This is a genomic window from Mesorhizobium sp. M0058 (assembly GCF_040323095.1).
In the GTDB taxonomy this organism is placed as follows: Bacteria; Pseudomonadota; Alphaproteobacteria; order Rhizobiales; family Rhizobiaceae; genus Mesorhizobium.
Window position 1 is genome coordinate 122,143 of record NZ_JAMYUQ010000017.1, and the last position, 10,272, is coordinate 132,414.

A 10,272-nucleotide genomic window follows, 5' to 3' on the forward strand; every position below is an offset into this window, starting at 1 on the left:
ATGGTTAGGTTGTCGAGCGTTACTCGACCACCTCGACAATCCTGCGCGTGCTGGGGTCGACCAACACGGTATGGTTGTCGACGACGGCGTATCTGTACTGAACGTCGGGAACCTCCTGCAGCTCGACAGTGTCAGGCAAGGCAGTGCCGACATTCAATTCGACGCCGAGCAGATTGACCGAGGCAAGCGGATGTTTCTTTACGTACTGGTGCACGACCGTGCGCTGTTCCGGGGTGATGATCACCTGCTGCTGTGCCGGCTGCGTGACGATCACCTCGTCGGCGGCGGCAATGCCGATACCAGCGATCATGGCGAGCCCGGCGACGGCGGGAATAAGGATGGTTTTCATCTTCGTCTCCTGTCGTTGTTGGCGAGCTCCGCCGTGTTCCCGCATGAGGCGAAAACAGCGCAGATCGAGGTGGCGGGCTCCTGGAGGCAAACGCAGCCGGTACGGTCTTGTTCCGCAAGCGGAGACTAAATTGATCGGCTTCCCGGTCATGCCAGCAGAACCCGCACCCGCAAGATTCGCATTGAAGCACAATCCCTCAGGAGACCTTCGACATGGATGATGCACGGCTCCAATTCCGGTGGCGATTGCGGCCGGCGCCGGCATTGATCCGGTGACCGCGTCGCCCGGCCAAGACCGGAACCGACCGCCTTCGTGCCACGCCGTGAAGTTTCAAGCAAAAGGTCATTGCTTCGGCGGCTGCGCAGGCACCTCGCCAGGCTTGATCACCGGCGTCTTGCCCTGATCCGGCGGCGGCTGCGTCATACCCTGGTCACCACTGGGCGGCGGCTGCAGCACGCCGCCGCAGGGACCGAGCGTGCTGGTCGATTCGCCGCCGCCATTGGCGACCGGCGGCTTCTGACCATCGTCCTGAGGCTGCGCCTGGCAAGGCGCGGCAGGGCCGTGCTGGTCGCCATTGTCCTGCGCAGCCGCCGGGTCGGCCAGCGCCAGGAGCAGCACGCATGGGATGAGGGGGAAAGTCTTCATGGTCCAGCTCCTCTGGATTCATCTCCTTGGCAAAGCAGACTAGTCCTTGGCAAAGCAGACTGGCGGCAATTGGTTCCACGGAGATGGAGTGGTTGCCGGAACCTGACAGCCGGAAGTGAGTTCCACCTTCTCGACGCAAAGCCGCCCGGAGGAGGCAATCATGGAAGAACGAAACAGAAAACCCAATGACGGGGTCGAGGCGCCACCGAGCAAAAACGATGCCCGCGACAGGATCGCCAATGACGAGGTGGAAGCGCCGACGCCGCGCCGGCAGGATTGGGATGCGCTGCGTGGCGCAACGGTCCTGCCCGACGGAGCAGATGAGGAAAGCCTGCCGGACACCACCGGTGTCGAGAAGGAAGGCGAATTGCCCGAGGAGGATGACGACAACCCCTACCAGGACAGTGACGATGCCTTGCCCGACGACGCCGAGGAAGCCGCCATTGGTCACGACCTGGCGAGGCGCGGCGGCCCGTTCGACGACGTGTAAGGCAGCGACCGCGGACTTTCGAGAGTTTCCCGGGACGTCCACGCCGTCACCAGTTGGACCAAGGATGAGCTGAAGGCGATGCCGGAGCATCGGGATATTTCGAAGGATCCGGCTGGCCGGATCCTTCGTTTAAGCCGCCTTGGCGGTTTGGCTTAGCCCTTGTGGTCAAGGGCTGGACGGCGACAATCTCGGCACCTTCGACAGCCGAGAAGCACGAACGCGAAGCCCAATATTTCAAGCGCCGTCGAGGCCGCTCGCCTGAAATCTTCAAAGTGCGCAAGAAATCCCCGCCGCGGGCTGTGCAGACACGCTCCGGCATCGCGGCGCTGCGAACCGGGCCATCGACCGCCGGCACTTGGGTGCCGACGGGCTCTGACCTTCAATTCGACCCGGGATCGCCGAGCGCCTCGGTGACGAAGGACGCCGCGATCAGGTCGTCGGCGTCGAGGCGTAGGGAGCCTTCGACACCTCCCATGATGGCTGCGACCTTCTGGAAGGTCTGCATCTCGTGTTCAGTAACGCTGGCGTCTCGCATCCTGGCTTTCAGATCGGCGATGCGTCGGCCCAGGGAGGCCGACGTTCCGATTTCTCTGTTCGACATGGTGTCCTGCTCCTCCCCCAACCCATGCTGTGGACGTACTCAAGGCTGCCTATATATAAGGCAGCGCGAATACAGTCGCCGCAACGCGCGATATCTGGGAAGGTTCCGGCGCCAAATAGTCACGAAATAATACGTGGTGGGACTCGGGTATGTTAAGCGCCGACGCGGCGATAGACACCGCAGCAAGCGGCTGCGGCAATCGGCCTGGCCAACCCGTGTCGCGGGTCGCGAACGCGGGTCGGACTTTGATCGCCGCGCGCGAACAGTCAGCGAGAGGCCGGAACCACGCCGGACACCGAGCGCGCCGTTTCGGGCGAAAACACCACGAAAGCAAAAACCAGAACGGCAGCGGCGATAATGAGCGAGCCGCCGGCGACGATCGGTTCAAGCGCCGGGTTTCCCTGCAGCATCACATACAGCGCCGGCAGCATGATCACCAAGCCGAGAGTGTAGAGCCCGTAGTGGATCATGGCGACGCGACGCGCCGCCTTTTGCGGATTGAGCGCGTAGTAGCCGCCGAAGATGGCGCTCGTCACCCAACCGAGCAGATTGATATGCGCGTGCGCCGGAAAAGCGGCGTGGTCACCCGAGATCGCCATCTGCAGGCCGGCCGCAATCCCCAACATCAGGAACAAGATGGCAGTTTTGAAAAAGAGTTCTGAAACCCTCGGCATGTCATTTCTCCCCCTATGCGGTCTGCGACCGCTTGCGACCTGGAGAATACACCCACGCGCAGAACTTTTCCACGCCCCGGTTATGGGGCCATGCCTGCACAGCTTTTTGCACGCTGTTCGACTTTTCTGGCTGCCACAACCCGGCGCCGCCGCTACGGCGTCAGCAAGATGTCGGCGCCCGCTCGCTCGTCGAACACCACCGCGCAGCCGCGCCCCAGCGCCACTGCCGACAGCGCGTTGGCCACCGTCTCGTCCGGCGATACGAAATCACCGGTCAGCACTCGCAACTCCTCCACCGCCCTGGCCATTGACACGCAGTGCCCGGCAACGCGATCGCTCGTGCAGGCGTCAATGACGCTGACGAGGTCGATCATCTCGAACTGGCCCATACCGGCCTCCACAAAACAGCGTCCCGTCGCGGATATGAACGCCGAGGCGAGAGACAATGTTCCGCAGGTCCGATGCCCAGGCGGAGCACTCGACAGCCCGACCTGGAACGGGCCGGCCGGCGACAACCACTTCGCTTGACAATAGGCCCTGTTTGTTCTCTATTTGTTCGGCAAAAACGCCTCTCACAACAGACGCGGCTAATGCTGCAACGCCGCAAAGGGAACGGTCGGGATGGAGCCCACCATCCTGCATGCGGATCTCGACGCCTTCTACGCCTCGGTCGAGCAGCTGCTCGACCCGGCGCTCAGGGGCAAGCCGATCGCCGTCGGCGGCGGCGTCGTGCTTGCCGCTTCCTACGAAGCCAGGGTTTTCGGCGTGCGCGGCGGCATGCCCGGACGACGCGCGCGCGAGCTTTGCCCCGGACTGATCTTCGTCGGCGGCCATTTCGCCGACTATCAGCGGCTGGGCGACGCCGCCATCAAGGTGCTCGACGATTTCACGCCGCTGGTCGAGCGGATTTCCATCGATGAAGCCTTTGCCGATGTGGCCGGCTGCACGCATCTGTTCGGACCGCCGGCCGAGATCGCCGCCACGGTGCGTCGGCGCGTCCGGGCAGAGCTCGGCCTGCCGATCTCGATCGGCGTGGCGCGCACCAAGCATCTGGCCAAGATCGCCTCGCAGGTGGCCAAGCCCGACGGCCTGGTGGTGGTGATGTGGGGCGTCGGCCCGGCGACCAGAGCGCGGCTGGCCGAGATCGGCATCGAGACCATCGGCCAGTTGGCAAAGACGCATAGCGGGGCGCTGCGAAGGTTGCTCGGGCCCGCCGCCGGCGAAAAGCTGGCGTCGCTGGCATGGAACCGCGACCCGCGAAAGCTCGAAACCCACAGGCCGTCGCATTCCGCCGGCGCGCAGTCGGCGCTTGGCAGACGGCCGGCGCGTATCTTCGGACCCGTCCTGCTGCATCTGGCAGACCGGGTCGCCAGCCGGCTCAGGGCGAAATCACGGCCCGGACGCACGGTGACGGTGCGCGTGCGTTTCGCCGATCTGCACGCTGTCACACGCTCGCTGACGCTCGAGCAACCGATTTCGGCAACCGCGATGCTGGCCGAAATCGCCGGGGAGCTGGTGCGCGGCGTGCTGGCAGCCAACCCTCGGGAGAAGATCATCTCGCTGCTGGCGATCTCGGTGTCGCAGCTGGAAGAAAGTGCCGAGCTGCAGTTGGAGCTGCCGCTCGGGCTTGCCGATGAAAAGCAGCGGCCCGGCAGCAGGCAAGGCCTGGCGCGCTTTGGCGCCGACCGCGCCATCGACAAGATCCGCCAGCGCTTTGGCAGAGAGGCTGTCGGCTATGGCGCCGTGGCGCTGGAAGCCCGGCGCTCGGTTCCCGATGCCTTCCGCGAACTGGCGGAAAAGGAGCTTTGAGCACCGCCGCGACGGCCAGGCCAATGCTTACGCCGCACCCGAAGATAGTGCTGCATTTCCGGTCTGCCTGAGCAGGCCGACCAGCCAGGCCAAGCCCGCATCCATCAGCGCAACCTTCGGCACGATGCTGTTGATGTTGAAGTGGCCGAGCCGGATGGGCGCATCAACGCCGACGACACCGAAACGGCCGCCATACATGGCGAGGAACCGGCGCGGATAGGCCGATATCAGATCAGTCTGAGCAAGCACGGCCAGTCCGAACATAAAGTTGGGGACAGTCAGCGCGACGCGACGCGACAGGCCGCGTTCAGCCAGCACCCTGTCGACAAACCCGTTCGGATCGCCATTGTTCGAGACGACCATATGCTGCACGCTGCAATAGGCGTCGAGGCACGGATCGCCGGCGAAGCGGTGGCCGGCGCGCATGGCGACGACGAAATCCTCCTCATAGAGCTTGTCGACGGTGAAGCGTGCCGGCAGGCCGTCGAACGGAATCACCGCGACATCCATGGCGCGCGCTTCGAGTTCGGCGACACAGTCGCTCCAGGCAGTAGTGGGCGACGGTTCACCTTGGCGCGGCAGCAGTTGCCGGATGCCGATGTCGATGCCGGGGGCCAAAAAGCGGATCTGGTCGAGCAGCGGCGGCAGGAGCACGGACGATACCGCATCCGGCGCACCGATGGTGAAGCGGCGCGTCGAGCGGGCCGGATCGAACGGCTCGGCGCTGGCGATCACCCGGCGCACCCGCGCCAGGATCTCGGCCACCGGTTCGGCAAGCTCCGTTGCCCGGTCGGTGGGCACGACGCCGCGCGGCGTCTTCAGGAACAACGGATCGCCAAGCAGCTTGCGCAGCCGGCCAAGGCCATGGCTGACCGCCGAGGCCGACAGGTTTAGCCGCTCCGCCGAGCGACCGACATGCCGCTCCTCCATGATGGCTTGGAACAAGACCAGCAAATTGAGATCGGCGCGCGCCAGGTCAATTTTGTTCAGCATATTCCTGAAATCATATCACTGGATTCAGCAGAGTAAAGTTGCGAATGCCTTCTTCGACGCGAAGACGGTGGTGCCGGTTTCGTCGGCACTCATTCAGAGAGGAGCAAATCCATGCCAAACTTTCCCAATTCGGTTCTGGTCACCGGCGCCTCCGGCGCCCAAGGGTCGGCCATTGTCAGCGCTTGCCGCGCCGCCGGCGCCACGGTGCGTGTCCTGTTACGCAAGGGCTCGCCCGATCCGTTCGGCGATGGGGTCAACATCGTGCGCGGTGATCTCGCCGACCCCGGCCGACTGGCCCTCGCCTGCCTCGGCGTTGATGCGGTGGCGCTGACCTTGCCGGTCGGTGCAAGCCCTGAAGAGATCCTGCGCTACGGCCGCAACATTGCGGATGCGGCGCAGCAAGGCGGCGTCAAGCTTCTGGTGTTCAACACCAGCGGCCATGTGTCGGGCCATTCCGGCACGGCGGTGATGGACGCCAAGGCCGAACTCATCGACTACATCAAGACGTTCGGCCCGCCATCTATCGTCCTCAAGCCGACGCTGGCCATGAGCAATATCGCGGCGCCCTGGAGCGCGCCGGCGATCATGCATCAGGGCGTCCTCGCCTATCCGCTGCCGGCCAACTTCCAGACCTCCTGGATCTCCTGGCAGGATATGGCGGCCTACGTGGTCGAAGCGCTGCGGCATCCGGAGCTTGCCGGTGCCAGCTTCGACATTGGCGGGCCGCAGGCGCTGACCGGACCGGAGATGGCCGTCATCCTGTCAGGCATTGTCGGCCGCGAAGTCAGCTATTATCCTGTGCCGCTGGCGGACTTCGCCGCCGCGCTCGAAACCATGCTCGGCAAGGACGCCGCCGAACAGACTGCCGCCAGCTATGCCTGGATCCACAACCAGAAGCAGACCGTGCTTGCCGTCGATCTCGGCCAGACGACCCGTCTGCTGCCGTTGAAGCCGACCTCATTCGCCGAATGGGCAAGAGCGCTGGACTGGGCGGCACTGGCCGGCGATGCGAAGGCGGCCTGACAATGGACGCCATCGCAACCGTCGAACCGGGCGGCCTCGCAGCCCGGAAGAATGTGCCGGATGCCGCTGCCGCCGTGGTGGGCTTCTGGTGGCAGGCAGGACCTGCCGCGTGGTTCGCCAAGGATGCGGCCTTCGACCGCGAGTTTCGCGATCGCTTCCTGCGGCTGCATGAGGCCGCAGCGCGCGGCGACTGCGATGGCTGGATGGCGACGCCCTACGGGGCGCTGGCGCTGATCCTGCTGCTCGACCAGTTCCCGCGCAACGCCTTTCGCGACACGCCGCGCATGTATGCCAGCGACGCGAAGGCCCGCGCGATCGCTACTGAGGCGATCGATGCCGGGTTCCAGCGGATGGTCGATCCCTCGCTGCGGCTGTTCTTCGGGCTGCCCTTCGCGCATTCCGAAGCGATTGCCGACCAGGACCGCTCGGTGGCGCTGTCGCGCGACATCGGCCCGTCCGACCTGAAGCGGGCCGAACATCACCGCGACATCATCCGCCGTTTCGGACGTTTTCCGCACCGCAACCCGATCCTCGGCCGCGCCATGCACGCCCAAGAACAACGCTTTCTCGATGAAGGTGGATTTGCGGGTTAGAGCATGATTCCAAAAAGCGGGTCCGGTTTTTGGAAAAGATCATGCTCCAACAAAGGGTTAGATCATAATGAGATTGCAACCAAATCTCATCATGATCTAGTGCATCGGGACCAAGAAAACCCGGGACGGGACGACGGCGCCGCGAAGGTTGACAGTGCCGATCCGTCTGGCATTATCGCGCAAGCTTGGAGGATTCACTATGAAGAAAACCTATTCGAAGCCTGTTCTGGTCAAAAAAGGCAAGCTTTCGCAGGTTACGGCGCTCGCCAATGGCGCGGGTTCCGGCCCGATCGAGTGAAGTCGTTGAGTCGGACTGTCGCCTGATCTGGCGGCCTCGCCTGACACTGGAGATGCGGCATGAAGAAGACCTATTCGAAGCCGGTGCTGGTCAAGAAGGGCAAGCTCTCGCAGGTTACAGCCGACAATGGTAACGGCTCCGGGCCGGTCGCAGTCTAGCAGCCGATTATCCGACGCCTCGTGCCGTCTGGCCGGGAACAGGGCTTTGGGTGCCCGACGTGGAGAGTGGAAAATGAAGAAAACCTATCTGAAACCGGTGCTGGTCAAAAAAGGCAAGCTCTCGCAGGTCACCGCGAACGGTGCTTCCAATCCGCGATAAACCCTTTCACCCCGATTAATCGCGACACGCTTCAGCGCACAACCACCAGATCGTCGAGCACGAGCTGCCAATAGTGGCTCGTGGAGAGGCGCACGCGCGTCACCGCCGCCAGCATCGGCGCATAGTGGACGGGCGCCAGTGCCGACAGGACGATCGTGTCGCTGGCGATCAGCCGGTCGCCAAGCCAGCTCTCGACCAGTGCGGTTTCGCCTTCGGACTTCAACCATGCGGCCGTCAGCATCACGGAATGGAACCCGAACGGTTTGTCGCTCGAGAATTCGGCCGGGTGTCCGCTGCTCGTATAGCAGACATGGTCTCCCGAGATATTGCCGTTGACGTAGCCTTCGCTGCCTTCGGTATGATCGCGCGCCAGTGCGTTCAGGTTGAACCAGGTCAACCCGGCATAACCGGACGGCACCTTGCGCAGGCCGCGCGTCGTGACATCGTCGAAACCGATGGCCTGCAAGGACGCGGCGCTGTCGACTGCCGCATTCTCGGGCGACAGCAGGCCGAGCTCGGTCGGGTAGGCCGACAAGGCCAGTCGTCGTTCCATGCCACCGCCGGTGATTTCGATCGCGTCGGCGTCATCGGGCAGATCGAGGCGGAAGCCATCGCTGAACGGATGCACCGCCACCTCTTGCCCTTTCGCCATCACCGAGATGCTGGTCGAAACACCGTCCGCTACGCGGCCGCTGAGCCGGCGTATCGCAAACAGGCCGACCGGCTGCAGCATTGCGTCCGACACCAGCCCGGTGGGCGAGCCCGGCAGCGGCCGGAGGTGCTGCGACTGGACCTCGTTGGCGCTGCTCGAGCGCCAGCCGGGCGGAACCGACACGGTGAAGCGGTAGCTGCCCGGCACATGGATGGGCGCGGCCCGACGTTTCGTCGACGCCAGGAAATTGGCAAAGCCGCCGCGATTGCTCCGCGCCGCGGCGACGAAGCGGCCGTCGCCATCATGCAGTCTGACCATGATGCCAGCCATCGGGCGGTCGCCGAGCCCGTAGCGACCGTCGCGATCGGCATCGAAATAGACAAAGGTCGAATGATTGAGCTTGCCGTGGTTGCCCGACCAGTTCCGGCGCACGGCGTAGTCGTTGGCCGGATCTTCACGAAGCCGGGCCTGGCGACGCGACCGCGCCAGCCGCCAGGCGAGAGCCGCAACGACAGCGGCGATCCCGACAAGGAGTATTGCCTTGATCACGGACGGCTCAAGCAATGCTGTCGGCCCTGCTCATCTGGATCTCCTGCGCATACATCGATCATATATCGATGCTGCAGGCGCTTGAGCAACCGGACACGGGACCGGCGGACCACGGCATCGGCGTCACATACCCATTTCAGGCACCTATTCCGGCGATGGCACCGGCGGCCTGGTGGTCAGCGCGGCTCCGAAGGCGGCGGCGACCACGGCGGCGATGCCCGCGCATTGCAACGGGCTCAGGATCTCGTGCAGGAACAGGAAGCCGGCCAGCGCGCCCAGCGCCGGCTCCAGACAGGTCAGCGTGCCGTAGAGCCTGGCCGGCATCCGGGTCAGCGCCGCCATCTCCAGCCAGAACGGCAAGGCGCTGGAGAACAGCCCGACCAGCAGCGCGCTGACCAGGATCGCGGGTGCGATGAGGTTCGTGCCCGCCTCGGCCAGACCGAACGGCAGGCCGACGGCAGCGGCAATGACCAGCCCGTAAGCCGTGGTCTGGCTGCCAAGCTCCGCGCCGGCCTTTTGTGCAAAGACGATGTAGAGCGCCCAGCAGCCGCCGGCGGCTAGCGCCAGCATCACGCCGACCGGGTCGGGTGAACTGCCGGAGTGGATGAAGGGCGACAACAGCAATATGCCGGCAACGGCCAGCACCACCCAGACGAAGTCGGTGGCGCGCCGCGACGACAGCGTCGCCACGAGCAGCGGGCCGGAGAATTCGAGCGCCACCGCGACGCCGAGCGGAATTCTGGCGAGCGCTGCGTAAAACAAAAGGTTCAGCGCCGCGAGGTTGACGCCGTAGGCGATGAGCCAGGGCAGCACGGCGCGCGACGGCCGCACCCGCCACGGCCTCAGCACCGCCGCCAGCATCAGCGCGCCCACGACCAGCCGCAGCGCCGTGGTGCCGTTGGCGCCAATCAGTGGAAACAGGCCCTTGGCGAAGGTGGCGCCGATCTGGATCGACACCATTGCGCCAAGCAACGCGCCGATCGGCAAGCCCTTCGCTTCAGCTACGGCAATCGGCGTCGACGTCAATTCCAGTCCCTCCCCACGCGGTGCGCCGCAGCGTTGGCCCGAGATATGGATAATAGGCCTGGCTGTCGTGTGGCACGGGCAGACTGTTGATGGGGCAAGACGTGGAAAGGCGAACGCCGACGCATTTCCTCTCCCCCGTCGATCGGGGGAGAGGTGTCGAGCGTAGCTCGACGGAGTTGGGGTAGACCGGTCATCTGATGATTTCCTGCTTTAAGGCGTTTAGAGCTCGCTTACGTAGCGCCAGTTTCGCGG

14 protein-coding genes are annotated in these 10,272 nt (G+C 64.5%); 6 read left to right on the forward strand and 8 right to left on the reverse strand.

The window, feature by feature from the left end:
- Positions 1–19: 19 nt before the first annotated feature.
- Both NKJ75_RS26680 and NKJ75_RS26685 read right to left on the reverse strand, forming a co-directional pair.
- A complete protein-coding gene (locus tag NKJ75_RS26680) occupies positions 20–349 on the reverse strand; it encodes a DUF1236 domain-containing protein (protein ID WP_023670359.1) in 330 nt (109 codons plus the stop codon).
- Between the two features lie 342 nt (positions 350–691).
- A complete protein-coding gene (locus NKJ75_RS26685) occupies positions 692–994 on the reverse strand; it encodes a hypothetical protein (protein WP_023684824.1) in 303 nt (100 codons plus the stop codon).
- 160 nt (positions 995–1,154) lie between these two features.
- On the opposite strand from NKJ75_RS26685, the gene NKJ75_RS26690 reads away from it, so the two are divergent.
- Entirely contained in the window at positions 1,155–1,484 is a 330-nt protein-coding gene (locus NKJ75_RS26690) for a hypothetical protein (protein WP_023834725.1), read from the forward strand.
- A gap of 379 nt (positions 1,485–1,863) precedes the next feature.
- On the opposite strand, the gene NKJ75_RS26695 is transcribed toward NKJ75_RS26690, so the two are convergent.
- The 3 genes from NKJ75_RS26695 to NKJ75_RS26705 form a co-directional block, all read right to left on the reverse strand.
- Positions 1,864–2,085 (reverse strand): hypothetical protein, encoded by a 222-nt coding sequence (locus NKJ75_RS26695; protein ID WP_023670355.1) that lies wholly within the window; start codon positions 2,083–2,085, stop codon positions 1,864–1,866.
- Between the two features lie 266 nt (positions 2,086–2,351).
- Positions 2,352–2,759 carry a heme-copper oxidase family protein gene (locus NKJ75_RS26700; RefSeq protein ID WP_023693868.1) on the reverse strand — a complete coding sequence of 136 codons (408 nt, stop codon included), beginning with the start codon at positions 2,757–2,759 and terminating at the stop codon, positions 2,352–2,354.
- A 152-nt stretch (positions 2,760–2,911) separates the two neighbouring features.
- On the reverse strand, positions 2,912–3,148 hold the full coding sequence (locus NKJ75_RS26705) for a hypothetical protein (protein WP_023670353.1): 237 nt from the start codon (positions 3,146–3,148) through the stop codon (positions 2,912–2,914).
- A gap of 232 nt (positions 3,149–3,380) precedes the next feature.
- On the opposite strand from NKJ75_RS26705, the gene NKJ75_RS26710 reads away from it, so the two are divergent.
- Positions 3,381–4,568: a Y-family DNA polymerase gene (locus tag NKJ75_RS26710; RefSeq protein ID WP_023834726.1), complete on the forward strand. Its 1,188-nt coding sequence runs from the start codon at positions 3,381–3,383 to the stop codon at positions 4,566–4,568.
- 27 nt (positions 4,569–4,595) lie between these two features.
- Here NKJ75_RS26710 and NKJ75_RS26715 read toward each other — a convergent pair whose 3' ends face one another.
- A complete protein-coding gene (locus tag NKJ75_RS26715; protein WP_023702929.1) occupies positions 4,596–5,561 on the reverse strand; it encodes a LysR family transcriptional regulator in 966 nt (321 codons plus the stop codon).
- Between the two features lie 111 nt (positions 5,562–5,672).
- On the opposite strand from NKJ75_RS26715, the gene NKJ75_RS26720 reads away from it, so the two are divergent.
- The 4 genes from NKJ75_RS26720 to NKJ75_RS26735 all read left to right on the forward strand — a co-directional run bounded on the left by NKJ75_RS26720 (position 5,673) and on the right by NKJ75_RS26735 (position 7,633).
- A complete protein-coding gene (locus NKJ75_RS26720; RefSeq protein WP_023834727.1) occupies positions 5,673–6,584 on the forward strand; it encodes an SDR family oxidoreductase in 912 nt (303 codons plus the stop codon).
- A gap of 2 nt (positions 6,585–6,586) precedes the next feature.
- A complete protein-coding gene (locus NKJ75_RS26725; protein WP_245271482.1) occupies positions 6,587–7,177 on the forward strand; it encodes a DUF924 family protein in 591 nt (196 codons plus the stop codon).
- Between the two features lie 199 nt (positions 7,178–7,376).
- Complete coding sequence (locus tag NKJ75_RS26730; protein ID WP_023670351.1) at positions 7,377–7,475, forward strand: hypothetical protein; 99 nt, start codon at positions 7,377–7,379, stop codon at positions 7,473–7,475.
- Positions 7,476–7,534: 59 nt separating this feature from the next.
- Positions 7,535–7,633 carry a hypothetical protein gene (locus NKJ75_RS26735; RefSeq protein WP_023684816.1) on the forward strand — a complete coding sequence of 33 codons (99 nt, stop codon included), beginning with the start codon at positions 7,535–7,537 and terminating at the stop codon, positions 7,631–7,633.
- Positions 7,634–7,824: 191 nt separating this feature from the next.
- Here the strand turns inward: NKJ75_RS26735 and NKJ75_RS26740 are convergent, their stop codons facing one another.
- Positions 7,825–8,994, reverse strand: coding sequence for a hypothetical protein (locus NKJ75_RS26740; protein WP_245274192.1), 1,170 nt, complete (start codon positions 8,992–8,994; stop codon positions 7,825–7,827).
- A gap of 144 nt (positions 8,995–9,138) precedes the next feature.
- A complete protein-coding gene (locus NKJ75_RS26745) occupies positions 9,139–10,020 on the reverse strand; it encodes an EamA family transporter (RefSeq protein WP_352500389.1) in 882 nt (293 codons plus the stop codon).
- Positions 10,021–10,272: the final 252 nt, after the last annotated feature.

Coding starts and splice junctions, on each gene's coding strand:
- NKJ75_RS26680 (WP_023670359.1), bottom strand. CDS start 349: ATGAAAACCATCCTTATTCCCGCCGTCGCCGGGCTCGCCATGATCGCT.
- NKJ75_RS26720 (WP_023834727.1), top strand. CDS start 5,673: ATGCCAAACTTTCCCAATTCGGTTCTGGTCACCGGCGCCTCCGGCGCC.
- NKJ75_RS26705 (WP_023670353.1), bottom strand. CDS start 3,148: ATGGGCCAGTTCGAGATGATCGACCTCGTCAGCGTCATTGACGCCTGC.
- NKJ75_RS26715 (WP_023702929.1), bottom strand. CDS start 5,561: ATGCTGAACAAAATTGACCTGGCGCGCGCCGATCTCAATTTGCTGGTC.
- NKJ75_RS26695 (WP_023670355.1), bottom strand. CDS start 2,085: ATGTCGAACAGAGAAATCGGAACGTCGGCCTCCCTGGGCCGACGCATC.
- NKJ75_RS26700 (WP_023693868.1), bottom strand. CDS start 2,759: ATGCCGAGGGTTTCAGAACTCTTTTTCAAAACTGCCATCTTGTTCCTG.
- NKJ75_RS26685 (WP_023684824.1), bottom strand. CDS start 994: ATGAAGACTTTCCCCCTCATCCCATGCGTGCTGCTCCTGGCGCTGGCC.
- NKJ75_RS26735 (WP_023684816.1), top strand. CDS start 7,535: ATGAAGAAGACCTATTCGAAGCCGGTGCTGGTCAAGAAGGGCAAGCTC.
- NKJ75_RS26730 (WP_023670351.1), top strand. CDS start 7,377: ATGAAGAAAACCTATTCGAAGCCTGTTCTGGTCAAAAAAGGCAAGCTT.
- NKJ75_RS26710 (WP_023834726.1), top strand. CDS start 3,381: ATGGAGCCCACCATCCTGCATGCGGATCTCGACGCCTTCTACGCCTCG.
- NKJ75_RS26725 (WP_245271482.1), top strand. CDS start 6,587: ATGGACGCCATCGCAACCGTCGAACCGGGCGGCCTCGCAGCCCGGAAG.
- NKJ75_RS26690 (WP_023834725.1), top strand. CDS start 1,155: ATGGAAGAACGAAACAGAAAACCCAATGACGGGGTCGAGGCGCCACCG.